Origin of the sequence: Allobosea sp. (assembly GCF_017308075.1) — a bacterium.
Classification (GTDB): domain Bacteria; phylum Pseudomonadota; class Alphaproteobacteria; order Rhizobiales; family Beijerinckiaceae; genus Allobosea.
In genome coordinates, this window is sequence record NZ_JAFKFX010000041.1 from 37,200 (window position 1) to 61,104 (window position 23,905).

Annotated in this window: 22 protein-coding genes; 10 read left to right on the top strand and 12 right to left on the bottom strand. The window is 68.2% G+C overall.

All coding sequences use genetic code 11. From position 1 onward, the window contains the following. Nucleotides 1-12 precede the first annotated feature (12 nt). Nucleotides 13-987 (top strand): hypothetical protein, encoded by a 975-nt coding sequence (locus tag J0J10_RS21475; protein WP_291649019.1) that lies wholly within the window; start codon nucleotides 13-15, stop codon nucleotides 985-987. Between the two features lie 52 nt (nucleotides 988-1,039). Here J0J10_RS21475 and J0J10_RS21480 read toward each other — a convergent pair whose 3' ends face one another. Beyond that, nucleotides 1,040-1,912 carry a MurR/RpiR family transcriptional regulator gene (locus J0J10_RS21480; RefSeq protein ID WP_291649020.1) on the bottom strand — a complete coding sequence of 291 codons (873 nt, stop codon included), beginning with the start codon at nucleotides 1,910-1,912 and terminating at the stop codon, nucleotides 1,040-1,042. Between the two features lie 98 nt (nucleotides 1,913-2,010). Between J0J10_RS21480 and J0J10_RS21485 the strand changes: the two genes are divergently transcribed. The 6 genes from J0J10_RS21485 (at nucleotide 2,011) to J0J10_RS21510 (ending at nucleotide 8,457) form a co-directional block, all read left to right on the top strand. Next, complete coding sequence (locus J0J10_RS21485; protein WP_291649021.1) at nucleotides 2,011-3,621, top strand: ABC transporter substrate-binding protein; 1,611 nt, start codon at nucleotides 2,011-2,013, stop codon at nucleotides 3,619-3,621. Nucleotides 3,622-3,721: 100 nt separating this feature from the next. Continuing rightward, nucleotides 3,722-4,699: an ABC transporter permease gene (locus J0J10_RS21490; RefSeq protein WP_291638035.1), complete on the top strand. Its 978-nt coding sequence runs from the start codon at nucleotides 3,722-3,724 to the stop codon at nucleotides 4,697-4,699. 2 nt (nucleotides 4,700-4,701) lie between these two features. Then, nucleotides 4,702-5,604, top strand: coding sequence for an ABC transporter permease (locus J0J10_RS21495; protein WP_465247236.1), 903 nt, complete (start codon nucleotides 4,702-4,704; stop codon nucleotides 5,602-5,604). Further along, nucleotides 5,601-6,584: an ABC transporter ATP-binding protein gene (locus tag J0J10_RS21500; protein ID WP_291649024.1), complete on the top strand. Its 984-nt coding sequence runs from the start codon at nucleotides 5,601-5,603 to the stop codon at nucleotides 6,582-6,584. Before J0J10_RS21495 ends, J0J10_RS21500 begins: the two co-directional genes overlap by 4 nt. Next, nucleotides 6,581-7,588, top strand: a complete 1,008-nt coding sequence (locus J0J10_RS21505) for an ABC transporter ATP-binding protein (protein WP_291649026.1) — start codon at nucleotides 6,581-6,583, stop codon at nucleotides 7,586-7,588. Before J0J10_RS21500 ends, J0J10_RS21505 begins: the two co-directional genes overlap by 4 nt. Next, complete coding sequence (locus tag J0J10_RS21510; RefSeq protein WP_291649028.1) at nucleotides 7,585-8,457, top strand: alpha/beta hydrolase family protein; 873 nt, start codon at nucleotides 7,585-7,587, stop codon at nucleotides 8,455-8,457. Before J0J10_RS21505 ends, J0J10_RS21510 begins: the two co-directional genes overlap by 4 nt. A gap of 70 nt (nucleotides 8,458-8,527) precedes the next feature. Here the strand turns inward: J0J10_RS21510 and J0J10_RS21515 are convergent, their stop codons facing one another. Next, nucleotides 8,528-9,355 (bottom strand): phosphogluconate dehydrogenase C-terminal domain-containing protein, encoded by an 828-nt coding sequence (locus J0J10_RS21515; RefSeq protein ID WP_291649030.1) that lies wholly within the window; start codon nucleotides 9,353-9,355, stop codon nucleotides 8,528-8,530. Between the two features lie 498 nt (nucleotides 9,356-9,853). On the opposite strand from J0J10_RS21515, the gene J0J10_RS21520 reads away from it, so the two are divergent. Both J0J10_RS21520 and J0J10_RS21525 read left to right on the top strand, forming a co-directional pair. Further along, nucleotides 9,854-10,414, top strand: a complete 561-nt coding sequence (locus J0J10_RS21520) for an HdeD family acid-resistance protein (RefSeq protein ID WP_291638041.1) — start codon at nucleotides 9,854-9,856, stop codon at nucleotides 10,412-10,414. 152 nt (nucleotides 10,415-10,566) lie between these two features. Further along, nucleotides 10,567-12,054: an alpha/beta hydrolase gene (locus tag J0J10_RS21525; protein WP_291649032.1), complete on the top strand. Its 1,488-nt coding sequence runs from the start codon at nucleotides 10,567-10,569 to the stop codon at nucleotides 12,052-12,054. 160 nt (nucleotides 12,055-12,214) lie between these two features. On the opposite strand, the gene J0J10_RS21530 is transcribed toward J0J10_RS21525, so the two are convergent. Genes J0J10_RS21530 through J0J10_RS21565 form a run of 8 tightly spaced genes read right to left on the bottom strand, consistent with a single transcriptional unit; the run spans nucleotide 12,215 to nucleotide 19,545 of the window. Beyond that, nucleotides 12,215-14,026, bottom strand: coding sequence for an SLC13 family permease (locus J0J10_RS21530; protein WP_291649034.1), 1,812 nt, complete (start codon nucleotides 14,024-14,026; stop codon nucleotides 12,215-12,217). Between the two features lie 36 nt (nucleotides 14,027-14,062). Then, entirely contained in the window at nucleotides 14,063-15,694 is a 1,632-nt protein-coding gene (locus J0J10_RS21535) for a complex I subunit 5 family protein (RefSeq protein WP_291649036.1), read from the bottom strand. Further along, on the bottom strand, nucleotides 15,691-17,226 hold the full coding sequence (locus J0J10_RS21540; RefSeq protein WP_291649037.1) for a complex I subunit 5 family protein: 1,536 nt from the start codon (nucleotides 17,224-17,226) through the stop codon (nucleotides 15,691-15,693). The genes J0J10_RS21535 and J0J10_RS21540 overlap by 4 nt, the downstream gene beginning before the upstream one ends. After that, entirely contained in the window at nucleotides 17,223-17,573 is a 351-nt protein-coding gene (locus J0J10_RS21545) for an NADH-quinone oxidoreductase subunit K (RefSeq protein WP_291649039.1), read from the bottom strand. Before J0J10_RS21545 ends, J0J10_RS21540 begins: the two co-directional genes overlap by 4 nt. After that, nucleotides 17,570-18,511 carry a hydrogenase subunit MbhD domain-containing protein gene (locus J0J10_RS21550; protein WP_291649041.1) on the bottom strand — a complete coding sequence of 314 codons (942 nt, stop codon included), beginning with the start codon at nucleotides 18,509-18,511 and terminating at the stop codon, nucleotides 17,570-17,572. The genes J0J10_RS21545 and J0J10_RS21550 overlap by 4 nt, the downstream gene beginning before the upstream one ends. Further along, entirely contained in the window at nucleotides 18,508-18,801 is a 294-nt protein-coding gene (locus J0J10_RS21555) for a monovalent cation/H(+) antiporter subunit G (protein WP_291649043.1), read from the bottom strand. The genes J0J10_RS21550 and J0J10_RS21555 overlap by 4 nt, the downstream gene beginning before the upstream one ends. After that, nucleotides 18,798-19,088 (bottom strand): monovalent cation/H+ antiporter complex subunit F, encoded by a 291-nt coding sequence (locus J0J10_RS21560; protein ID WP_291649044.1) that lies wholly within the window; start codon nucleotides 19,086-19,088, stop codon nucleotides 18,798-18,800. The genes J0J10_RS21555 and J0J10_RS21560 overlap by 4 nt, the downstream gene beginning before the upstream one ends. Then, the gene (locus J0J10_RS21565) at nucleotides 19,081-19,545 is read right to left on the bottom strand and encodes a Na+/H+ antiporter subunit E (protein WP_291649046.1); all 465 of its coding nucleotides are present in this window, start codon (nucleotides 19,543-19,545) and stop codon (nucleotides 19,081-19,083) included. Before J0J10_RS21565 ends, J0J10_RS21560 begins: the two co-directional genes overlap by 8 nt. Before the next feature lie 398 nt (nucleotides 19,546-19,943). Between J0J10_RS21565 and J0J10_RS21570 the strand changes: the two genes are divergently transcribed. Further along, the gene (locus tag J0J10_RS21570; protein ID WP_291649048.1) at nucleotides 19,944-21,695 is read left to right on the top strand and encodes a metallophosphoesterase family protein; all 1,752 of its coding nucleotides are present in this window, start codon (nucleotides 19,944-19,946) and stop codon (nucleotides 21,693-21,695) included. Here J0J10_RS21570 and J0J10_RS21575 read toward each other — a convergent pair. Further along, the gene (locus J0J10_RS21575) at nucleotides 21,685-22,746 is read right to left on the bottom strand and encodes an AI-2E family transporter (protein ID WP_291638052.1); all 1,062 of its coding nucleotides are present in this window, start codon (nucleotides 22,744-22,746) and stop codon (nucleotides 21,685-21,687) included. The genes J0J10_RS21570 and J0J10_RS21575 overlap by 11 nt on opposite strands. Nucleotides 22,747-22,810: 64 nt before the next feature. After that, nucleotides 22,811-23,878 (bottom strand): patatin-like phospholipase family protein, encoded by a 1,068-nt coding sequence (locus J0J10_RS21580; protein ID WP_291649049.1) that lies wholly within the window; start codon nucleotides 23,876-23,878, stop codon nucleotides 22,811-22,813. Between the last annotated feature and the right edge of the window lie 27 nt (nucleotides 23,879-23,905).

A 23,905-nucleotide genomic window follows, 5' to 3' on the forward strand; every position in this document is an offset into this window, starting at 1 on the left:
GACCTTCCGGGCATGACCACCATCGTTCTGGGCATCCCCAGCGCCTTCTCCGCCTGGGGTTTCGAGGTTGTGCGCCGCTTGGTCAAGGCGTCGCGGCCTGCGACTGAGCTGCGTCTCGTCGATCGTTACGATCAGTTCGACGAGGATCCGGATGCCGAGGTGATCGTCTGCTCGCAGTTCCCTTCGCGCTCGCTGCGCGAGGCGGCGCAGAAACCTCGGGCGCGCCTTGTCGTCTTCGCTGCCGACAGCCTGGCTGCCGTCAGCTTCCAGCGGCGCCGGCAGCCGAAACTGGTCGAGGCCTTGCGGACTGTCGGTGCCAGTGCCGCTCTGATCAGTGACTGCCGGCCGCAGAAGCGGGCGCTCTTCCTCGACGCCGCCGGCCTGACCTCGGCCGAGTTGGCGACGCAGCTCATCGCCGATCACATCGATTGCCCCATTCCCGCGGATTTCGCCGAGACATTGGCTTCCCTCGGGCCGATCCCGACGGAGGACGCGACCGGCTCTTCGCTGACGGAAGCGGATAAGGGGATCATCGCTCTCGTTCTCGACAATGCCACGGCCCATCTGCGTGATGCCGGCGTTCCGCTGAAATCCATTTGGCCGCATCGGGTGTTCTTTTCGGGCGATCGGCCAAACGAAGAGGCTCCGCTCGTGGTGGATGCCACAGGGGGTTCGCGGGTCCTGTATTACGGCCCGTATTTCCATCTTTCCGAAGGACGCTGGCGCGCCAAGCTCACGGTGGGCTTCACCAAGGAAGCGGCAGGATTGCCGTTCAAGATCTCCGCCTTCGGGCCGGAGCTGCTGGGAGAGGCCCGCCTGAGGCCGCGCCAGGAAGGGATTTTTTCAGCGCAGTTCAGTTTTCTGGTCTCCGAGCCGGAACGTCCGGTCGAGTTCCATATCCGCACCGAGGAAGGCGCCATCGAAGGACGGGTCGCACTGGCGCAGGCGGAACTCTCCCATCTCGGCGACAAGCGCCCGGCGGATTGATTCCGGCGGAGCGTGCCAGGAAGCTAAGGCGCTGGCGCTCGAAACGGATACGCTAATAGTGGAACGTCCAGAGCAGGCTTTCGCTCAGGCCCTTCAGCGCCTCGACGGCGTCGGGCCGCTCGCGCGCCAGGGTCGCGATCAGCGCGTCGGCCACGGCGAAGGCCGCGGTTGGCGAGTTCGGCAGGAAGCTGTTGCGGGCCGGGGCGAAGAGCGTCATGTCGGCCAGCGGCACCAAGGGCGATGACGGTCCGTCGGTGAGGGCGAGCAGCACGGCGTTGCGTTTCTTGGCGAATCTGGCGAGCTCGAGCGTCGCGCGCGAATAGCGCGGCAGCGAGATCGCGATGACGGCATCCTCAGGCCCGGCCGAGAGCATGTGGCGCACGGCGCGCTCCGGCCCGCCGCGCGAGGAGGCGAAGACCACGTCGGCGTCGAGATAGAGCGCCAGCCCGTCCTCGAGGAAGGCGCCGACATGATGGCTTGCGCCGGAGCCGACGATGAAGATTCGGCGCGCCTTCAGCAGAAGGGCGATGGCGCGGTTGACGGTCTCCTCTTCCAGCGTCGCGATCGCCTCGTCGAGATTGGCGGCCTCGCCCTTCAGCGTCGTCGCCATGGTGGCGAAGACCGAGCCGGCTGCCGCGCGCGCATCGGCGAGGCCTTCGACCGGCGCGAGAGCGACCTTCAGTGCCGTCGACAATGCGGCGCGGAAATCGCCGTAATTGCGATAGCCCAGGGCCCGGACGAAGCGGGTGACCGTCGCGGTCGAGGTGCCGCTCTTTTCGGCCAGGCCCTCGATCGTCACCGTCGCGGAATCGAGCGGGCTCTGCAGCACGAAATCCGCCGCCTTGCGATGGCCCTCGCTGAGCGAGGGGTAGATCCGGGCAATGCGGTTGGCGAGGTCCGTCGTCGGCTTCAGGGCGCGTGACATGGCTTTTCCGCTGATTGACGTCGGATCATTTTCATGTTTGCTACCGCGTGAAAATAAAACTGTCAAAAACGCTCACCTATGGGAACGGAGAAGGACCGATGCGGCAGCGCGCACTGATGACCATCCTGCTCGGCGCAAGCATGCTGAGCGCGCCCGCCATGGCGCAGACCCTGCGCGTCGCGCTTTCCTCGGAGCCGACCGCGGTCGATCCGCATTATCACGACCTCACCCCCAATAATGCGCTCGCCCTGCACATCTTCGACCATCTCGTGCTCCAGGACGAGAAGCAGGCGCTGAAGCCCGGCCTCGCCACCGCCTGGGAGAATGACGGCAAGAACCGCTGGACCTTCAAGCTCCGCCAGGGCGTCAAGTTCTCGAACGGCCAGCCCTTCGGCGCGCAGGACGTGGTCTTCACCTTCTGCCGCACCCTGAAGAACGAGACCAAGGTCTCCGGTTCCTTCGCCGACATCACCGGCAATTTCGCCAAGGTCGAGATCCCCGACGCCAGCACGCTGGTGATCGAGACCAAGACGCCGGAGCCGCTGCTGCCGACCCTGCTCTCGGGCCTGCCGATCCTCTCCGCCTCGATCGTCCAGCACGGCGATATCACCTATGACGTCGAGAAGAATTGCGGCGTCACCGGTCCCTGGCCGACCGTCAACAACTTCAACGACGGCTCGATGGCGATCGGCACCGGGCCCTACAAGCTGAAGTCCTATGTCCGAGGCTCGGCGATCGAGCTCGAGCGCAACCCCAATTACTGGGGTGCGGCCGAGCCCTGGGAGAGCGTGCGCTTCCTGCCGGTGACCAATGCCGGCCCGCGCCTCGCCGGCCTGCTCGCAGGCGATTATGACGTGATCGAAAGCCCGGCGGCGCGCGACCTCAACCGCATCAAGGGCGACAAGCGCTTCAGCCATGTCATCACGCCCTCGACCCGCATCATCTATTTCCAGCTCGACGTCGCCCGCGACGACAGCCCCTTCGTCAAGTCGCCCGACGGCAAGAACCCGCTGAAGGATGCTCGTGTGCGCAAGGCGATGTCGATCGCCATCGACCGTGACGCGATCGCCAAGCGCATCATGGACGGCGCCGCCGAGCCGGCCTACCAGTTCCTGCCGACCGGCATGTTCGGCACGCTGGCGAACCCGGCGAAGATCCCCTACGACCCCGCCGCGGCCAAGAAGCTGCTCGCCGAGGCCGGCTATCCCAACGGCTTCCAGCTGACATTGTCGGCGACCAATGACCGCTACATCAACGACAGCCAGATCACCCAGGCGGTCGCCCAGTACCTGACCCAGATCGGCATCAAGGCCGAGGTCGACGCGATGACCCGCGCGATCTATTTCCCGCGCCGCGCCAAGAAGGAATTCAGCGTCGCGATCGGTGGCTGGGGCTCGAACACCGGCGAGGCCTCGTCCTTCCTGCGGCAGTGGCCGCCGACTCCGAACGAGGACAAGACGATCGGCGGCTCGAACTATGGCGGCTACAAGAACGACGAATACGACAAGGTGATCCGCGCCGCGATCTCGACGCTCGACGACAAGAAGCGCGAGGAACTGCTGCAGCAGGCGATGACCATCGTCCTCGCCGACGGCGCCTTCATCCCGCTGCACTTCGAGAGCGGCATCTGGGCGGGCAAGGCCGATCTCAAGATCACCGGTCGCGCCGACCAGTTCACCCTCGCCATGTCGGTGAAGCCGGCGAAGTGAGCCGCGCTTAGCCCGCTGGCGACAGCAAGCAACATCGTCATTCCGGGCCTGCGCCCAGCGCCGAGCCCGGAATGACCTTTCGAACGGTCGAGTATTCCAGATGACCGCCTATGTCCTGCAACGGCTGATCCAGAGCGTGCTCGTGCTGCTCGCGGTCTCGGTCGTGGTCTTCTTCGCCGTCTACGGCATCGGCGACCCGATCGAGCTTCTGGTCTCGCCGCAGGTCAGCGATGCCGAGCGGCAGGCGCTGATCCGGCGCCTCGGGCTCGACCTGCCGGTCTGGCAGCAATACCTGACCTTCATGGGCAATGCGCTGAAGGGCGATCTCGGCCGCTCCTTCGTGCATGGCGTGCCGGCGGTGCAGCTCATCCTGGCCCGCCTGCCGGCGACCTTCGAGCTCGTGCTGCTGGCGATGACACTGGCACTCGTCTTCGGCATCCCGCTCGGACTGATGGCGGGGCTCAACCCGGACAGCCGCCGCGCCCGCATCGTCATGGCCGGCACGGTGCTCGGCTTCTCGCTGCCGAGCTTCTGGAAGGGCATGATGCTGATCCTGCTCTTCGCCGTGCTGCTCGGCTGGCTGCCGACGGCAGGCCGAGGCGAGACGGTCTCGGTCCTCGGCGTCCAGACCAGCCTGCTGACCCTGGACGGGCTGCAGCACATCGCCCTGCCGGCGCTCAATCTCGCCATCCCCAATCTCGCGCTGATCGTGCGGCTCGTCGCCGCCGGCACCACCGAAACGATGACCCAGGACTATGTGAAATATGCTCGCGCCAAGGGGGTGCGGCCGCGCCGCATCGTCAACCGGCATGTGCTGCGCAACATCCTGATCCCCGTGGTCACCGTGGTCGGCGTCGAGTTCGGCAGCCTCGTGGCCTTTTCGACCATCACCGAGACGGTCTTCGCCTGGCCGGGCATGGGCAAGCTGCTGATCGACTCGGTCTACCAGCTCGATCGTCCGGTGGTCGTCGCCTATGTCCTGCTCGCGACCCTGCTCTTCGTCACCGTCAATTTCATCGTCGACGTGCTCTATGCCGCGCTCGACCCGCGGGTGAAGCTCGCCGGAGAACAGGCATGAGCATGGACGCTTCCCGCCTCGCCGGGCCGGCCAAGGCCGACACGCCCCTGCGCGAGAAGGTGCTGCGCCGGCTGCGCAACCGCCCGACGACCCGCGGCGCCATGATCCTGCTCGGCATCATGGTGGTGCTCGCCCTGTTCGCACCGGTGATCGCGCCGCAGAACCCGCATGATCTCGGCTCGCTCAGCGTGATGGACAACAGGCTCGCGCCCGGTGAGCAGGGCATGAGCGGCTTCACCTTCTGGCTCGGCAGCGACGCGCAGGGACGCGACATGCTGAGCGCCATCCTCTATGGGCTGCGCACCAGCCTGCTCGTCGGCCTCGCCTCGACGATCGGCGCGCTCGCCATCGGCATCATGGCCGGGCTCGCCGCGGCGCAGTTCGGCGGCACCATCGACGCCCTCATCATGCGCATCGTCGACTTCATGCTCGGCTTCCCCTCGATCCTGGTCGCGCTCGTGCTGCTGGCCTCGATCGGCCGCGGCGTCGACAAGGTCATCCTCGCCATCGTGCTGGTGCAATGGGCGCAATATGCCCGGCTGATGCGGGCTGCGGCCATGGTCGAGCGCCGCAAGGAATATATCGAGGCGGCGGTGAATTTCGGCCTGCCGACCCGCCACATCATGCTGGCCCATCTCTTGCCGAACTCGGTCGGCTCGGTGCTGGTCGTCGCCTCGATCAGCATCGCCTCGGCGATCACGCTGGAGGCGACGCTTTCATTCCTCGGCGTCGGCGTACCGGTGACGCAGCCCTCGCTCGGCCTGCTGATCGCCAACGGCTTCGAGTTCCTGCTCTCCGGCGAGTACTGGATCGCCGTTTTCCCCGGCATCGCGCTGGTGCTTTTGATCATGTCCCTCAATCTCGTCGGCGATCGTCTGCGCCGCAGCTTCAACGTGCGCGCATGACCGACGCTCCCCTCCTTTCCGTGCGCGGTCTCAAGACCGTGTTCCATGCGCAGGACGGCGCCTGGCCGGCGGTCGACGGCGTCGATTTCAGCGTCGCCAAGGGCGAGGTGCTCGGCCTCGTCGGCGAATCCGGCTCGGGCAAGTCGGTGACCGGCTTCTCGCTGGTGCAGCTGATCGACCCGCCGGGCGAGGTCGTCGCCGGCGAGGTCATGTTCGACGGCACCGATCTGCGCGCCGCCTCCCAGGAGCAGCTGCGCCAACTCCGCGGCGACCGGATCGCGATGATCTTCCAGGACCCGCTGATGACCCTGAACCCGGTGCTCAGCATCGGCGAGCAGATGGCGGAGGCGATCCTCGAACACCGCGCCTGCAGTCGTGAGGAAGCGCTCGCCAAGGCGGCCAAGGCGCTGGCGCGGGTCGGCATCTCGTCGCCCGAGGCCCGTCTCAAGCAGTATCCGCACGAATTCTCCGGCGGCATGCGCCAACGCGTCGCGATCGCGACCGCGCTGCTGAACGACCCCGATCTGATCATCGCCGACGAGCCGACCACCGCGCTCGACGTCACCATCCAGGCGCAGATCCTCTACGAGGTGCAGAAGCTCTCGCGCGAAAGCGGCGCCGCCGTGATCTGGATCACCCACGACCTCGCCGTCGTCGCCGAGCTCGCCGACCGCGTGGCGGTGATGTATGCTGGCCGCATCGTCGAGATCGGCGATGTCGAGACCGTGCTCGACCGGCCGCGCCACCCCTACACGCTCGGCCTGCTTAACTCCTCGGCTGCGATGGTCGAGCCCGGCGAGCGTCTGCACCAGATCGACGGCATGGCGCCGCGCATCGACTCGCGCCCCTCCGGCTGTCCGTTCCGGCCGCGCTGCGAGCGGGCTTTGCCCGTCTGCGCCGAAAGCGATCCGCAGCCACAGGCCCATGACGGCCGCACGCTGCGCTGCCACAACCCCGTACCTGACCGGGTAGCGGCATGAGCGAGACCCTTTTCGAGCTGCGCGGCGTCCGCAAGTATTTCCGCGGCAAGGCCAACATCGCCGAGCGCATCCTGACGGCGATCGGCCGGCATGCGCCGCCCTCGACCCTGAAGGCGGTCGACGGTGTCGATCTCAGCGTCAGGAAGGGCGAGGTGCTCGGCCTCGTCGGCGAATCCGGTTGCGGAAAGTCGACCCTGGCGCGCATCGCCACCGGCATCCTGCCGCCGACCGAAGGCGAGGTTTTCTACAAGGGCCGCTCGGCCGCGGTGCTGAAGGGCAAGGACCGGCTCGATTATCTGCTCAAGGTGCAGATGATCTTCCAGGACCCTTATGCCTCACTCGACCCGCGCATGCGCGTGAACCGCATCGTCGGCGAGGCGCTTTCGGTCCACAAGCTCGTGCCGAAGGCCGAGCTCGACGGCGCGGTAAACCGGGCGCTCAGCGAGGTCGGGCTCGATCTCGCCTATCGCGAACGCTATCCGCACCAGTTCTCCGGCGGCCAGCGCCAGCGTATCGGCATCGCCCGGGCGCTCGCGGTGAAGCCCGAATTCCTGGTCTGCGACGAGCCGGTCTCGGCGCTCGACGTCTCGATCCAGGCGCAGGTGATCAACCTGTTCATGGATGTGCGCGAGCGGCACGGGCTGACCTATCTCTTCGTCAGCCATGATCTCGGCCTGGTCCGCCATATCAGCGACCGGGTCGCGATCATGTATCTCGGCCGCATCGTCGAGATCGGCAGCGCGACCGCGATTTTCGCCGAGCCGGCGCACCCCTACAGCGCGGCGCTGATCAAGGCGATTCCCTCCGCAGAACGCCGCAAGAGCAGCTTCCAGCCGCTGAAGGGCGAACTGCCCTCGCCGCTTTCGCCGCCCTCGGGCTGTCCCTTCCACCCGCGCTGCGAGCACGCCATGGCGGTCTGCCGCGAGGTCCGTCCGGAACTCGCCGAGATTGCCCCAGGTCGCAGCGCCGCCTGCCACCTGCACACGACACCGAAGGCCGCATGACTACGCTCACGCTCGATCCGCCGCAGGGGCGCAGCACCCTGCCATTCACCGATGCGCGCCATCCGCAGCGGCCGCTGGAGGTCAATCTCTATCGCCCGGCCGCGCACGGCCCGGATGACGAGGTCGTCTTCGTCCAGCACGGCATGCTGCGCAATGGCGACGAGTATCGCGATTTCTGGATCGAGGCAGCCGAGAAGCATAATCTGCTGATCGTCGCTCCGACCTTCGGCAATGCGCATTTCCCGCAGCCCGAGAGCTATAATAACGGCCTCGTCGTCGGCGAGGACGGCGTGGTCGCCGCGCAGGACGACTGGCTCTATGCGGTGCCCGGGCGCGTTCTGGCGGCCCTGCGCCAGGCCGGCGTCACCCGGCGCGACAAGGTGAGGCTGTTCGGCCATTCCGCCGGTGGCCAGTTCGCCCACCGCCTGCTGGCGACGCAGGCCGAAACGCCGTTCTCGGTCGTCTTCGCCGCCAATTCCGGCTGGTACACGCTGCCGACGCTGGAGCGGCGCTTTCCGGAAGGATTAGGCGGGCTCGGCTTCGGTGAGGCGGAGCTGGCGCGCTGGCTCGCCCTGCCGATGGTGATCTTCGCCGGCGATCAGGACATCGTGACGGGCGATCCCAGCCTGCCTTCCCAGTCCGAGGCGCTGGCCCAGGGGCCGATGCGCTATGCCCGCGCCCATTTCATGCTCGACTTCGCCAGCAAGGAAGCCGCCCGGCTCGGCCTGACCTGCAACTGGTCGCTGCTTACCGTGCCGGGCATCGGCCATGACGGGGCGGCGATGTCGCGCGCCGCGGCCGCCTATTGGTATGAGGGGCGGATTCCCTCGGTCGAGGAATTGAAGCCGGAGGCGATGGCGGTCGCCTGACCTGCGACCGAGCCCGGCCCGTTCCGCCGCACTGCAGCCAGCTATGGCGGCTGCGATCGGTGCGTGACGTTCAGGTGATCCGGCGCACGCTTGCGCGGATCTCCTCCGGTTCGAACAGGCGCTTCCAGTCCGGCTTCAGGATGGTGTCCTTGCCGAAGACGATCGCCTTGTTGCAGGCGTCGGAGAACACGCCCTGAACCTCGCCGAAGGTCACGGCGGCGAGGATGTTCATGTGGCCGAGCAGGAAGTCGCGGGCCGCCTCGCGCGGCACGCCGCGCGCGATCGCCTCCTCCATCGCCTCGCGCATGGCGTCGAGCAGCGTGGCGCAGACCGTTTCCGACAGGCCGGGCTCGAGGATCGCGATCTGCTCGACCGTGACCCGGTGCGAGCGCATCACCGGCGCCCAGATCGTGCGGGCCACCTCCTCGCCGAGGGCATAATGCTCCTCCGGCCCCTGCATCAGCGCGTTGACGATGTGCTGCTTGGCGGCGATGCCGCCGAAATGATCGGCCTTGGCCGCCGGGTCGGTCTCGTCGTTGAAGATCGGCGGATGGCAGGGATGGGTGATGAAATAGGTGATGTCGGCCCGTTCGGGCAGATGTCCGGCATGCGGCGCGGCGGCGTCGAGAATCACGACGATGCTGCCCGCGGCGAGCTTCGGCAGCAGATCCTTGGCGACTGCGCCGACATGGGTGTCCGGAACCGCCAGGATCACCACCTCGGCGCCGGCGATCGCCTCCTCGGCCGGCACGCAGTCGACGCCATGGGCGTCCTTCACGCGCTGCTGCCCGGCGGGGCTGACCTCGACATGGCGGGTCTGGAAGCGTGAGCCGGCGAGGTTGCGGCCGAGGCGCATCCCCATCTTCCCGCCGGCGCCGAAGAGCGCAACCGTGGTCATTCCTCACTCCCCTGATATGGCACTGGCTGGGCGAACCTCTTGATCGGGTCGTTCCCATGGAGGCGCTTCGGCCGCCAATCCGGGATGATGACCATATGGTGATCCTTTTGCCAACATTGCGCGGGAGCGCGCCTGCTGACGGCGTGTCCGCGCCGAAGCCGGGCGATACGCACCAAGGCGCCGCGTGCTCGCGCTTGCGTGGAAAGGCGGTCGAACGGGCCGACACGCCAAGGATAGCGCCGCTGGCCAACGTCTCGAAGCGCAGCGGCAGGTCGATCTTCGTCGCGCCAGCGGATATGCCAACCGAGAGCCCATGACCGTGATGGCTCGCCCGCAAATCGGGACTTGGTGACTAGCTTTGGGATTCCCTGCTGATCCGCCTTTTGGACAGGGCAGGCATAATCAGCGATGGGTCGCATGCGTGGTCGGTCGCTGCTACCGGTATCGTTGGATCCGCGGCGCGGTGGTACCGGCCCGGCAGGATAGATGGTGCAAATCATGGCGCAGCATTCAAGCAACAATTCCAGCCACAGCCTCGCCCGACTGGTTTCGGGCAAGCTGATCGCGCTGGGCATCGTCCTCATCGTCGCCGGGATCGCCGCGATCGCGAGCCCGGCGCTGTCGACCATGGCCGTGACCCTGTTCCTCGGCCTGCTGCTCGCCATCGTCGGGGCGCTGAAGCTGTTCCATGCCTTCTCCATCAAGGAATGGGGCGGTTTTCTCTGGCAGCTGCTGATCGGGCTGGTCGAACTCCTCGGCGGACTTCTGGTCTATTTCAACCCGATGAAGGGGGCGATCGCCATCACTCTGGTGATTGCGCTGGTGCTGATGGCGGAGGGCATCGCCCAGCTCGGCCTCGCGGTCAGGATGCGGGCGCAGAGCGGCGTCGTCTGGATGTTCCTGTCGAGCATCGTCACCATCATCGTCGGCGTCGCCCTGGCGATGCGGCTCCCTGCCGGCGGCATCTACACGCCCGGCACGCTGGTCGGCGTCTCGCTTCTCTTTGCCGGCTGGGCCTATATCGCGATCGCGCTCGCCACCAGGCGGGCGGCGGCCTGAGCTCAGATCGCCGAGCGTTCTGCCGGACGCGAGCTGGCGATCCATCCCTTTGTTCAGTCATCGGGTCTGCCCGAAAAGTGGATTCCACTTTTCGGGCAGACCCGATGCTCTAGCGCTCGGTCGGCAGCGGCAAGGTCTCGAAGGTTCAGGGCATGCGTAGTTTCATCGGCAAGACGTTGAAGCGCGGGGGCGCCGTTCTCGTGATCGTCGCGCTGTCCCTGTTGGGCCTGCGCATTTACGACACCCAGAGGGGCGCGCCGCTGGAGCCCTGGCACACCTTCGTGCCGGAGGAACTCTCGATCAAGGAACTCGACCGCGCCGGCTGGGCCGACTATCTCAAGGCCGAGGACAAGGCCTTCGCCAGCGTGCGGGCCGAAGTCACGCAGAAGCTCGACCCGGAGGAGCGGGTCCCGGTCAACCGCTATTTCGACGGCAGCGCGATCCACCCGGCCCATTTCAAGCAGGACTGGAACCGCTCCTATGTGATGGAGCCGGAAGGCAAGCCGGTCGGCGTCGCCGTCTTCCTGCACGGGCTGACGGATTCGCCCTACAGCCTGCGCCATGTCGCGCGGCAATATCGCGAGCGCGGCTTCGTCGCCATCGCCATCCGGTTGCCCGGGCACGGCACGGTTCCGGCGGGGCTGACCGAGGTCGAATGGCAGGACTGGCTGGCGGCGACGCGCCTTGCCGTCAGGGAGGCGCGCAAGCGCGTCGATGCGGCCGCGCCGCTGCATCTGGTCGGCTTCTCCAATGGCGGGGCGCTCGCCCTGATGTACGCGCTGGAAGCGCTCGAGAACAAGGAGCTGGCGCGGCCGGAGCGGCTCGTGCTGATCTCGCCGATGGTCGGGATCACCGCCTTTGCGCGCTTCGCCGGGCTGGCGGGCCTGCCGGCGATCCTTCCGGCCTTCGCCAAGGCGGCCTGGCTCGGCGTGCTGCCGGAGTTCAACCCGTTCAAATACAACTCCTTCCCGGTCAACGGGGCACGGCAGTCGCATCTCCTGACCCAGGCGTTGCAGCAGAAGATCGTCCGGCTGGCGCGCGAAGGGCGGTTGACGGAGCTCGCGCCGACGCTGACCTTCCAGTCGGTCATGGACTTCACCGTGAGCACGCGGGCGATCATCACCTCGCTCTATGCGCATCTCCCGGCCAATGGCAGCGAGCTCGTGCTGTTCGACCTCAACCGCTCGGCCAAGTTCGGGCCGCTCTTGAGCACCACTTCGGACACGCTGCTGACCCGAATCCTGCCGGCCTCGCCGCGGAACTTCCGGCTCACGGTGATCACCAATGCCAACGAGGCTTCCAGTGATGTCGTCGAGCGCGTGACGGAAGCCGGCGCCTCGACCGAGACCGTGCGCGATCTCGGCCTGTCCTATCCCTTCGACGTGTTCTCGCTGTCCCATGTCGCGCTGCCGTTCCCGGTCACCGACTCGCTCTATGGGCTGAAGCCCGATCCGACGGAGGATTTCGGCATCAAGCTCGGCGCGGTCGCGGCGCGTGGCGAGCGCGGCACGCTGATCGTCAACCTGGATTCGCTGCTGCGGATGTCGTCCAATCCGTTCTTCCCCTATCTGATCGACAGGGTCGACGAAAAGCTGCGGGCGGGCTCTTCCGCAGCCACGGCGGTGCCGGCGAAGAACTAGAGCCAGTTTCGCTCGGGTTTGCTCGTCGTTCCGGACAAGCCGCGAAGCGCGCCCGGCTCCGGAAACCATCGTAGATCATCGATCCCCACGATGGATTCCGGTGTTCCGCTTCGCTCCAGCCGGAAGGACGGTGCCAGCTGATTGGAACCTGCTGCAGCCTTCAGAAGCGCCAGACCAGCGGGACGTAGAAGACCGCGATGACGAAGAACCAGATCATCAGCGGCGTGCCGAGCTTCCAGTAGCTGTTGAAGCTGTAGCCGCCTGGGCCCATCACCATCATGTTGGTCGAGGTCGCGATCGGCGTCAGGAAGGAGGCCGCGCCGGCGACGCACAGGCTCATCAGGATCGGGCGCGGCGAGACGCCCATGCCGGATGCCGCCGCCATGGCGATCGGGATGACCAGCATTGTCGTCGCGGTATTGCTCATGATCTGGCCGAGGCTGGCGGTCAGCACGAAGAGCCCGGCGAGGAAAACGGCCGGGCCGGCGCCGCCGGTCAGCGCGACGAGATGGTCGGCGACGAGTTGTGCCGCGCCGGACTGCACCATGGCGGTCGAGAGCGGCATCATCGCCCCGACCAGGATCACGGTCGTCCAGTTGATGGCACGATAGGACTGCTCGACCGTGATCGTGCCAGCGAGGATCAGCAGGCCGGCGCTGACCAGCCCCGCCACGGCGGGCGGCACGATGCCGGTGGCGAGCATGACGACGAGGCCGGCCAGCACCGTGACGGCGACGCCGGCGCCGGCGCCCATCGGTACGGCCTGGCGTCGGACGAGGTCGGGCGAGTTGACGACGAGCACGTCGGGATCTTCGAGATGCAGGTCGAGCGCCTTCCAGCTGCCTTCCAGCAGGATGGTGTCGCCGGCCTGCAGCACGTCTCCCGTTTCGAGATCGACACCGCCGCGCTGCACCGCCAGCACCACGAGGTCGCCGCTATCGGTGATCATGCCCGGGAACATCGGCCGGCCGATCAGGGCGGAGCGCGGCGGGATGACGACCTCGGCGAGGCCGGAGCGGCGGTTGAACAGGCTCGGCCCGGTTTCGTCCTCGGCCCCCTCCTCGCGCAGGGCGAGATGCTTCTCGGCGGCGAGATTGGCGATCGCCTCGGCCTCGCCCTTCACCAGGAGATAGTCGCCGACGGAAATGGTGGGTGCGCGCAAGGGCTTGCCGGTGGCGCCTTCCTGGACGGCGATCAGCTGGAGACGCGGATCGCCGGTGAGATCGAGCTCGGTGGGCGCCTTGCCGTGATAGAGCGAGGTCGCGCGCACGCGCAGGCGGAAGACGCCGTCGCTGAGCCCGTAATGCTCGACCAGTGTCTGGGCGTGACGGCTGAAATCGGCGGGCAGCCGGGCGCTGCTCTGGGCCGGCAGCAGGTATTTTCCGAGCAGGAGGATGATCAGCATCGTGCCGGCGAGCAGCGGCAGGCCGACCAGCGCGAACTCGGCGAAGGCGAAGCCTTTCATGCCGGCATCCTCGAGCGCTTCCGAGACGAGGATGTTCTTCGGGGCGCCGGTCAGCAGCAGGTTCGAGCCGGCATGGGCGGCGAAGGCGAGCGGCATCAGGAGCTGCGAGGGCGACTGGCGCAGGCGGATCGCCGCCATCACCACGACCGGCATCAGAGCCGCGACTGCCCCGCCGCCGCTGATCAGCGCGCTGAGACAGCCGACCGCCGCCATGATGATGATCAGCAGGCGAGTACGCTTGTTCTCGCCGGCCTTGGCGATGAGGAGCTGCCCGGCCCAGGCGGTGACGCCGGTCTTCTCCAACGCGGCGCTGACGATGAACAGGCTGGCGATGAAGAGCACGGCGCGATCGCCGAAGCCGGCCATCGCCTGTTCGAGCGTCACCGCGCCGGTCGCCCAGAGCGCCAGCGCGGCACCGATGGCGACGATAATCACCGGCAGCCTGTTCCAGGCGAACAGGGCGATCGTGATCGCGGTGACGACGGCTGTGCTCTCGATCGGGGTCAAATCGGGTCCAGTTCTGTACTTGCTCTGCGCGGTCCGTCAGGCCTGGAGCATCAAGGCGCCGCCGATGAGGATGGCGAGCGCCAGCAACAACAGCCCGGCCACCGGCCAGCGGCGCAGATGAGCATCGGCCCGCTCGACGAAAGCGGCAAGACGGGCAATGGCGGGCGTCCCCGCTTCGGCGAGGACGACGATATCGCCTTCCGGGATGGCTCCCTGCAGGCGCTCAAAGCGCCTGACCAGCAGCAAGGCGAGGGTGCCGAGCAGCATCGGCCAGAGCAGCTTCCAGAGCGCGTCGGGCTGGATCAGGCTCGCCAGCGGCTCTCCGGAAATCGCCGGGTAGAGCGACCAGGGCAGGATCAGCGAGGCGGCGGCGACCGCGAGCCAGGGGACGAGCTGTCCAGCCGGTGCGATGGAGGCGGGATTGTCCCTGACATCGCGGGCGACAATCAGGGTGAAATGCAGCATCAGCATCGTGCTGCCGGCGCCGGCCAGCGCCATGGCGTGGCTGACGAGCCCGTATCCGAGCATCGGCTTGCTAGCGAGCTTGGCCAGCGCGCCACTGGTCAGCGGCATGCCGCCGAGGCTGAGCGCGAGGACGGCGGTCAGCAGGAGCATCGGCCTCAGCCGCTGCCCGCCGGTCGCGGCGAGGACACCGACCGCGAGGAAGAGCGCGCCCTTCACCAGCGTGTGATGAACGGCGTAATAGGCGACGAGGCTGGTCGCGCCCGGGTCGGCGTTCTCCAGCCCGGTGCCGAGCAGTACGGCGAGCAGGCCCATCTGGCTGACCGTGGAGTAGGCCAGGATGGTCTTGGCGCGGGTCTGGGTGACGCCGACGATCGCCGCGTAATAGGCGGTGACGAAGCCGGCGCCGATCAGCAGCGTGCCCCAGAAGGGCAGGCCGGCCTCGAAGGGCAGGAAGCGGATCAGCCCGATCGCGCCGGCCTTGACCACGACGCCGCTGAGCACCGCCGAAGCCGGCATCGGCGCCGCCGGATGGGCGAGCGGCAGCCAGACATGCAGCGGGACGAGGCCGAGCTTCAGGGCGAAGCCGAGCACCAGCAGGGTGACGATCGCATCGCGCAGCGGCGCGGCGGGCAAGGTTGCGACCACGTCCCGGATCGCCGGGTTGGGGTCGGGATGGCCGGCGGCGAGCATAACGAAGGCGAGCAGCAGGAAGGCCTCGGCGAGCAGCGCCAGCACGACATAGACGGTTCCGGCCCGGTGGGCCCGCGCGGTCTGCTCATGGACGATCAGCCCGTAGGCAGCGAGGCTCGCCAGGGTGAAGAGCAGGTAGAAATTGGCGATGTCGCGGACGATGAACAGGCCGAGGCTGCCGGCGAGGGTCAAGAGCCACCAGACCGCGAACCCGGCCCTGGCCGGATCGCTGCGCATATAGGAGGCGGCGAAGGCGCCGGCGGCGCTCCACAGCAAGGCGGCGCCGCCGAGCAGGATGGCGCCAGGGCGGTCGAGCATCAGCGACAGGCGCAAGGGCGGCGGGAACAGGGCCGAGGTCCCATCCGGCACCAGAAGCGCGGCGAGCAGCGCGGGGAGCGGTGCGAAGACGAGCAGGGACGGCGCCCGCGCCCGGAAACGGCTGGACAAGCAAAGGGCCGCTATGGCCAGCGGCAGCAGGATGGTCGCGGCGAGGAGCGAGCCGGAGGCGGTCATGGCGCCACCGCCGTCGCAAGGCCGGAGCGGCCGATCTGCAGGAGACCGAAGGGCTCGAGCGGGATGAAGCCGAGCAGGACTGCCGCCACGGCGAGGGCGAGCGCCGTCATCTCGAGACGTCGCGGGATCGGCCTTTGCACGGCGAGCGGCGTGGCGGGGCTGGCGAGGGCGGTGTTGATCACCCGGAAGACATAGCCGCCGGCGAGCAGGCCGCCGGCCAGGATGGTGGCGGCCAGCCAGGGATGGCCGTTGATCACGGCCGCGGTCAGCAGCAGGCATTTGGCGATGAAGCCGCCGCTCGGCGGAATGCCCATCAGCGAGAGGCCGGCGAGGCCGAAGGCGGCGGCGCTGAGCGGCAGGGCGCGGCCGAAACCGCCGAGACCGGCGATGCGGTCATGGCCGAAAGCCTCGGCGACGACGCCTGCCGCCAGGAACATCGCGGCCTTGGCGAGCGCATGCGAGACGAGCTGCAGCGTGCCGCCGGTCCAGGCGATGGTCTCCCAGGGCGGTGTCCCTTCCGGGCCCGAGGCGAGCGGGAAGACGATGAACAGATAGCCGATCTGCGCCACCGTCGAATAGGCGATCATCAGCTTCAGCCGCGCCTGCCTGAGCGCCATGACGCTGCAGAACAGGATGGAGGAGGCTCCGAGCACGGCGAGGAGCTGTCCGGCGAAGGCGGCCGCCTCAGGCGGCGCGACATCGAGCACGAGACGCAGGATCAGGAAGACCGGCGCCTTGATCACCAGCGCCGAGAGCACGGCGCTCGCGGCCGCCGGAGCCCCCGCATGGGCGGGCGGCAGCCACAGATGCAGCGGGAACAGCGCCGCCTTGGCGAGCAGCCCGGCGATCATCAGCGCCAGCGCGACCGACAGGGCCGGGCCGCCATCGCCCAGCCCGGACAGGATCCTGATGTCGAGCGTGCCGAAGGCGCCATAGATCAGGCCGACGCCGAGCAGATAGAGCAGCGATCCGAGCAGCGCGAACATCAGATAGCGCAGCGCCGCCGCCATGGTCTCGGCCCGGCCATCGAGGCAGACCAGCGGCACGGCGGCGAAGGTCAGCAGCTCCAGCGCGACATAGAGGTTGAACAGGTCCTCGCCGAGGAAGACGGTGTTCAGCGCGCTCCAGGTCGCGAGCAGCAGGGCCCAGAAGGTCGTCGCCGCCCGGCCATCGCGGGTCTCGGGCGAAAGATCCTGCATACCTCGCGCGAACAGGCCGGTTGCCGAGATCACCAGCGCGGTCATCGCGATCAGCGCGGCGGAAAGCCCGTCGGCGCGCAGGGCGATGCCGAGCGGGGGCTGCCAGCCGCCGACGACATAGGTCAGCGCATCGCCGGTGCGCAGGAGTTCGGCGAGGATCGCGATAGCGACGGCAAGGCCCGCGGCCATGCTGGCGAGGGCAACCTGCCTCGCGCGGCGCGGCGCGAACGCCAGGATCGCCAGCACGCCGATGACCGGCAAGGTCAGCGCCAGCACGAGCAGATAGCCGCCCGGGGTCGCGACATGGACAGGGGCGAGGGCGAGCGGCGTCATGACTCGGCTCGCGGTGTTTCGCCGGCCGCCGGCGGCTCCAGGCTTTCGCGGCCGGTCAGATCGAACAGACGCCGCAGCAGCGCCACGGCGAGCGCGCTCGCCGAGAAGGCGACGACGATGCCGGTGATCACCATGGCCTGCGGGACGGGGTCGCCCGGCAGGCCGGCCGCGGCGCCGCGGCGTGCCACCGCCCCGAAGACCATGAAGATGCCGGCGCCGAGGATGTTGAAGCCGACCAGCCGGCGCAGCAGGCCGGGATGGGCGATCACGACGAACAGGCCGATGCCGGCGAGCGCCGCGCCGCACAGGCCGAACAGGGTGGCGGTGTCGGAGATGGCGGAGCTCACGGTGCCGGCGCCTTGCTGGACGGCCCGGCAACGAGCAGGCCGAGCGCCAAAGCGATCGCGACCGTCAGGGCGGCTTCGATGCCGACGATCAGCGCCTTGGCCAGGGGCTCGGGATAGGCGAGGAAGCCGCCCGCGACGGCAAAGCCGAGGAAGCCGATGGCGAAGAACAGGGCCGGTCCGCCGACAAGGAGGAGCCGCAGCAATCTGCTGCGCGTTTCGGGCGCCGGTCTGAGCCCGGCCAGCATGACGAGCAGCCACATCGCCGCCAAGATGCTGCCGGCCTGGAAGGTGCCGCCCGGCGCGTCGGCGCCGACCCAGACCATGTAGACCGCGATCAGCACCCCGAAGGGCGGCAGGGTGCGGGCGAGATAGAGCAGCGGCTGCGGCGGGTTCGCTTCCTTCAGCGCCGGCGCGCCGCCCCAGAGATGATCGGGGGTGAGCGCCCAGACGCCGAGCAAGGCGAGCAGGACGACGACCTTTTCGAGCAGCGTGTCCAGTGCCCGGTAGGCGAGCAGCACCGCCGTCACCGGGTTGCCGAGCCCGGTCGCGTCGATCGCCGCGAGCGCCGGCGGCGCCAGTGTCGGTGCCGGCGAGGGAAAGGCGAGCACGGCGAGGCCAAGGCCGAGGGCGATCGCGGCGCTGGCCAACGCTGCGACGATTGACGTGGCTCCGCTGGCTTTGCGTGGGGCGCTGCCTGCCTGCCTGCCGCGGCGCAGATGCGCTTCGGCGCGCAGCAGCAGCAGGCCGGTGATGCCGCCGCCGATCGCCGCCTCGGTCAGTGCGACGTCGATCGCCCCGAGGCGGGTCCAGGCCAGGCCGAGCAGCAGCCCGAAGGCGATGAAGGCGATGATCGCATTGCGGTCGTCGCCGGTGCGGGCGACATGGATGGCCAGCACGATGAGCCAGGCGACGAGCGCGAGGTCGAGGAGCAGGTTCATCGGCCGGACTTGCGGCGATGGAGGGCGCCGGCGATCAGCTGGCTCGCGGTCGCTGCCGAAAGCTGGGCGAGCAGCCAGACGCAGACCAGTTTCAGCCCGCCGGCGATGCTGTCGACCTGGGGCAAGAGCCCGAGCACGATCAGGCCGAGGCCGAGATTATCGGCCTTGCTGAGCGCGTGCAGCCGGCTCAGCGTGTCGGGAAAGCGTAGCAGGCCGAGCGTTCCGGCGAGGAAGAGCAGCGCGCCGCCGGCAACCATGGCGAGGGTAAAGAGATCGGCGAGCGTGCTCATGGCTCGTCGCCCTTCGGCGCGGCAGCGTCGGCGGCCTCATCCGATTGGCCGAGGGTGAAGGCGGCGCAGGAGAAGGCGGCAAGCAGCATCAGCAGCAGCGCGACATCGGTCATCGCCGGGGTATTCGAGGCGGCGCCGAGCAGGAGCAAAGCAGCGGCGGCGCCGGTTCCGAGCAATTGCACCGCCATCATGCGTTCGACCGCGAGTTCCGAGCGCAGCACTCTGAACAGGCCAAGCGCCGTGACGGCCAGGATGAAGAGCGCCGCCCCGGTGAGGAACTCAGCCATTGCGGCCTCCGTCCTGCAAGGTCTCGCAGAAGGCAGCTTCGTCGGCGGCGAGCTGTTCGGCCACAGGCTCGCGCAGATCAAGGCAGTGGATGTGGAGCGTGCCGTCGGCCTCGGCCGCGACCGGCAGCTTGCCGGGTTGCAGGCTCATCACGGCGCAGCACGCCTGGCGCGCCATGCCGGCGGGCAGGGCGGTCCGGTAGGTGACGAAGCCCGGCTGCAGCGGGGGCACGGGTGCGAAGGCGCGGTGCGCGACATCGATGCCGGCCGCAACCGATTGGGGCAGGAAGCGGACGAGGAAGCGCAGCACGCCGGGAAAGGATAGACTGCCACGCGCCGGCCAGAGAACCGTGCTCGTCCAGGCTGCCGCCGCGGCTGCGACGACCCCGACCGGGAGGTCCTTCATGGCGGGGCCCATCAGGACCAGCCACAGCGCGAGAAAGCCGGCCCCGCGGGTCAAGAACACATGCCTCGGGGTGGAGTTCTCGGGCATCGATGCCGTTTCTCGCGAGCCGTCATGCCGGCGCGTTGCCATGTCGGGGGCGACGGCGTCCGACCGAAGGCATGTCGACGCTGCGCCAATCCGTGGTTCACGGGCCGGAATCGGCCTGATGATCCGCGGTCAAGGTACCGTTCGGTCATGCCATCGGCATCAGCCCCCTGTCTCAATCCTGTGCCCGGCGTCCCATTCTCGCCTTCTGCCGCCCGGACTGGCTGCCGGGAGGTGCAAGGCCGTGCGCGGGCGGCTATCCCTTGGCAAGGGCCGATCGGAACGACGGGTAGGCCGGGGGAGCGGACGATGCGGACCAGACAGCGAGGCACATCGGCAACAACCGATCGTGGGCGGAGCGTATGAGCATGGCACCGCTGATCGAGCCGCGCGCCGGCGACGCCGAGGATGATTTCAGCAGCACCAAGAAGCGTTCGCTGCTGGCGATCGCGGGCAGCCTGCTCGGCGAGATCAATCTGCCGAAGCTGGCGCTGGCCTGGGTCATCCTGGCACTGGTGCCCGGGGTGCTGCTGGGGCTGGCGCCGCTGGTCGCGACCGCGTGGTTTGCCTCGGTCGCCGATCGGCTCTTCGCGCTCGCCGGCATCGGCTCGCTGCTGCTGCTGGCGCTGATCGCGGTGGCCGGCTGGTATGGCTTCAGGCCGCTCTTGCGTCTGGTCGAACGCAGCTTCTGGTCACTGAACTCGCTCGCCGTGCAGCCGGTCTACGCATTGTGCCGCGAAGGGCTGCGCCATCTCGCCGAACGTTTCCTGACGGTCGGCGCGAGCGAGGACAAGCGGGCCGCCCTGCGCGCCGCGACCGCTATCGGCGCTGGCCTGCTCGCCAGCGCCGGCGCTGCCACCGTGGTGGGCCTGGTCTGGCCGGCGACGCGCTGGTCCGGCGAGTTCGCCGATCTCGTCCATCCCCTGCGTCTGCTCGTGCCGGCGCTCGCCAATACGGTCGCGGTCATGGCGGCCTATCTCGCGCTCGCCTCGCTCGCCTGGGGCCTGGCCGACGGGCTGATGGACCAGCCGCGCGATCTCGGCGGCTTCGACGAGGCTCCCGAGCAGGCGCGGCGCTGGCGGGTGGTGCACCTGTCCGACATCCATATCGTCGGCGAGCGCTACGGCTTCCGGATCGAGAGCGGCCGCGCGGGGCCGCGCGGCAATGAGCGCCTGGGCCAGGTGCTCGACAGGCTGGACGAGATCCATGCCGCGGAGCCGCTCGACCTCCTGCTGATCACCGGCGACATGACCGATGCCGGGCGCTCGGCCGAATGGGCGGAATTCCTCGATCTGATGGCGCGCCATCCGGCGCTGGCGGAGCGCTGCCTGATCCTCCCCGGCAACCATGATCTCAACATCGTCGATCGGGCCAATCCGGCCCGGCTCGAACTGCCGACGAGCCCGGGCAAGCGTCTGCGCCAGATGCGGACGCTCTCGGCCATGGCGGCGATCCAGGGCGAGCGCGTCCAGGTGCTCGATCGCGAGCGGGCGGGGCTGGCGGGCACCCTGGCGGCGGCGCTGGAGCCGCATCGCGAGGCGATCGGCGTCTTCGCCGATGCCGGCACGCTGCGGCTGTCGGCCGGGCTTTCCACGGTCTGGGCCGATGTCTTCCCGATGGTGCTGCCGCCCGCCGAGGCGGACGGGCTCGGCGTAATCCTGCTCAACTCCAATGCCGAGACGCATTTCTCCTTCACCAATGCGCTCGGCCTGGTGGCGGAGGAGGATCTGCAGGCGATGCTCGCCGTGCTGCGGCGCTTCCCGAAGGCGCGCTGGATCATCGGCCTGCACCATCACCCGGTCGAATACCCGCAGCCCGCCAAGGCCTTCTCAGAGCGGATCGGCACCGCACTGATCAATGGCAGCCGCTTCGTGCGCCAGCTCAAGCCGATGGCGCATCGGCTGGTGGCGATGCACGGGCATCGCCATGTCGACTGGATCGGGCGCTGCGGGCCGCTGAAGATCGTCTCGGCCCCGTCCCCGGTGATGGAGGCGACGGACGACATGCCGACGGGCTTCTACATCCACACTCTGGCGGCCGCCGCCGATGGCGGGCTTGCCTTGCTCGCGCCGGAGCGGATCGAGATCGCGCCCCGGCCGCCGGCCGCTCTCAGTTCCTGAGGGCGGCGGCAGCTTCTTCCGGCACCGCGTCCTTCTCCGGCGATCCGAACAGCTCGGCGAGCCAGAGGCTCGAGGGATGCTGGGCGCAGAAGGTCAGGAAGGCGATGGTGATCGGCACGCCGATGAAGGCGCCGAAGACGCCCCAGAGATAGCTCCAGAAGAACACCGAGAACAGCACCATCGCCGGCGAGATCGAGAGCGCGCTGCCGGCGACGCGCGGCTCGATATAGCTGCCGACGGTGAACTGGATCAGGTTGAGGCAGGCGAAGACGCCGATCATCGCCTGCCAGGAGCCGAACTGCGTCATCGCGAACAGGGTCGGGAAGACCGTGGCGACGAGCGGGCCGAGGAAGGGGATGTAGTTCAGCAGGAAGGCGATGAAGCCCCATTCCTCGGCGAGCTGCAGACCGATGAGCTTGGCGAAGGCCCAGACCAGGACGCCGGTGATCAGGCTCATCCAGGTCCGAACCAGCATGTAGCGGCGGATCTTGCGGGCGGTCGCCATGGCGCCGCCGAGCAGGACCTGGCTGGTTTCGCGGTTGCGCATGCCGCGCAGCTTGCGTCCGAAATCGTCGACCTCGAGCAGGCCGAGGATCACATAGACCATCACGACGATCCAGAAGCTCATCGTGGTGTTGAGGCGCCCGGTGATCGTCTGGGCGGTGCGCAGCATCCAGGAGACGTTGAAGTTCTCCGACCAGACGCCGGCGACCGCGATGCCGTGGCCTTCGAGCCAGACCACGCCCTGGTCGTAGAACATCTGGAAACGCGCGGCGTCGTTGACGATCCAGCGGCCGACGCGGCCGAAGGCCCAGGCGATCAGCCAGCCGAAGGCGAAGAAGACGACGACCATGACGGCGATGCTGATCACCAGCGCCAGCATCCGCGGCAGCACGGATTGCAGGCGCTTCTGCAGCGGCCAGACCAGCGCGATGATGAAGAGCGCGAAGGCGACCGGGGCGAAGACCGAGCTCGCGATCGAGAGCGCGGCGACCGCCAGTATCGTGGCGATCAGGATCTGCGAACCGTGAAAGATCTTGCCGGTCGTCATCTCTTGTCCTGGTCAGGCTGGGCGTTGAGGCGGGAGGGCGGTTCTGTTGGCGAGGCGTGTTGTCTCAGACGCCGTCGGTCAGCTCGTCGAGATCGAGCGTCGAACTCTTGCCGATAGCATCGCGATGCTCGCGATAGAAGGCTTCGGCGGAATGCCGGCCTTCATTGTGGAGCATGGTCAGGAACTCCCATTCGGCGTTCAGCTTGGAGGAGTAGCCGAGCTCCGCCATGGCGGAGCTGGTGATGCGGTGCAGGCGCATCCGGGCCCAGCGCGCGCTCTCGCCGGTCGCGGCCTGGGCGCTCTGGCGCAGCAGCGCCATCATCCGCAGCTCTTTCAGCAGCACGGCGTTGAACGAGACCTCGTTGAGCCGGTTCAGGATGTCGCGGGCGGTGCGCGGCGTGCCGGGACGCTCGACCGGGTTGATCTGGACCAGGATGGTGTCGAGCGCGTCGCTCTCCCTGATCAGCGGAGTCATGGTCGGATTGCCGGAATAGCCGCCGTCCCAATAGCTCTCGCCATCGATCTCGACGGCCTGGAACAGGGTCGGCAGGCAGGCCGAGGCGAGCAATACGTCGGGCGTGATCTCGGCATTGCGGAAGACGCGCCCGCGGCCGGTGCGCACATTGGTGGCGGTGATGAAGAGCTTGATCGGGCTTTTCGCGAGGCCGTCGAAATCGATGACCTCGGCGAGGATGTCGGTCAGCGGATTGGTCCCGGCCGGATTGAGGCTGTAGGGTGAAACCACCCTCGACATCATGTCCATGGCGACGAAGAGCGGCGAATTGTCGAGCGTCCAGCGGCCGAGCAGGATGTCGAGCGGGCTGCGCTGGAAGGGGCTGAAGCGCGCCGCCTCCGAGACCTTGCGCCAGAACAGGTCGAGCGCCTCGCGCGCGCCGGGCCGGCCTCCTCTGGCGAAGCCGGAAGCCAGCACCGCCGCATTCATGGCGCCGGCCGAGGTGCCCGAGATCGCCTCGATCTCGAGCCATTCCTCCTCGAGAATGCGGCAGAGCACGCCCCAGGTGAAGGCGCCATGTGCTCCGCCACCCTGGAGAGCGAGGTCGATGCGCAGCGAGGGGCGCTCCGCGGGCTTGCCGTTCTTGCCGGCGCGTAGCGGTGAAGGGGTGCTGGTCACGTCGTAGCCATCCTGATTGCGAGGCGT

Coding starts and splice junctions, on each gene's coding strand:
- J0J10_RS21475 (WP_291649019.1), top strand. CDS start 13: ATGACCACCATCGTTCTGGGCATCCCCAGCGCCTTCTCCGCCTGGGGT.
- J0J10_RS21480 (WP_291649020.1), bottom strand. CDS start 1,912: ATGTCACGCGCCCTGAAGCCGACGACGGACCTCGCCAACCGCATTGCC.
- J0J10_RS21485 (WP_291649021.1), top strand. CDS start 2,011: ATGCGGCAGCGCGCACTGATGACCATCCTGCTCGGCGCAAGCATGCTG.
- J0J10_RS21490 (WP_291638035.1), top strand. CDS start 3,722: ATGACCGCCTATGTCCTGCAACGGCTGATCCAGAGCGTGCTCGTGCTG.
- J0J10_RS21495 (WP_465247236.1), top strand. CDS start 4,702: ATGGACGCTTCCCGCCTCGCCGGGCCGGCCAAGGCCGACACGCCCCTG.
- J0J10_RS21500 (WP_291649024.1), top strand. CDS start 5,601: ATGACCGACGCTCCCCTCCTTTCCGTGCGCGGTCTCAAGACCGTGTTC.
- J0J10_RS21505 (WP_291649026.1), top strand. CDS start 6,581: ATGAGCGAGACCCTTTTCGAGCTGCGCGGCGTCCGCAAGTATTTCCGC.
- J0J10_RS21510 (WP_291649028.1), top strand. CDS start 7,585: ATGACTACGCTCACGCTCGATCCGCCGCAGGGGCGCAGCACCCTGCCA.
- J0J10_RS21515 (WP_291649030.1), bottom strand. CDS start 9,355: ATGACCACGGTTGCGCTCTTCGGCGCCGGCGGGAAGATGGGGATGCGC.
- J0J10_RS21520 (WP_291638041.1), top strand. CDS start 9,854: ATGGCGCAGCATTCAAGCAACAATTCCAGCCACAGCCTCGCCCGACTG.
- J0J10_RS21525 (WP_291649032.1), top strand. CDS start 10,567: ATGCGTAGTTTCATCGGCAAGACGTTGAAGCGCGGGGGCGCCGTTCTC.
- J0J10_RS21535 (WP_291649036.1), bottom strand. CDS start 15,694: ATGACCGCCTCCGGCTCGCTCCTCGCCGCGACCATCCTGCTGCCGCTG.
- J0J10_RS21540 (WP_291649037.1), bottom strand. CDS start 17,226: ATGACGCCGCTCGCCCTCGCCCCTGTCCATGTCGCGACCCCGGGCGGC.
- J0J10_RS21550 (WP_291649041.1), bottom strand. CDS start 18,511: ATGAACCTGCTCCTCGACCTCGCGCTCGTCGCCTGGCTCATCGTGCTG.
- J0J10_RS21555 (WP_291649043.1), bottom strand. CDS start 18,801: ATGAGCACGCTCGCCGATCTCTTTACCCTCGCCATGGTTGCCGGCGGC.
- J0J10_RS21560 (WP_291649044.1), bottom strand. CDS start 19,088: ATGGCTGAGTTCCTCACCGGGGCGGCGCTCTTCATCCTGGCCGTCACG.
- J0J10_RS21570 (WP_291649048.1), top strand. CDS start 19,944: ATGGCACCGCTGATCGAGCCGCGCGCCGGCGACGCCGAGGATGATTTC.
- J0J10_RS21575 (WP_291638052.1), bottom strand. CDS start 22,746: ATGACGACCGGCAAGATCTTTCACGGTTCGCAGATCCTGATCGCCACG.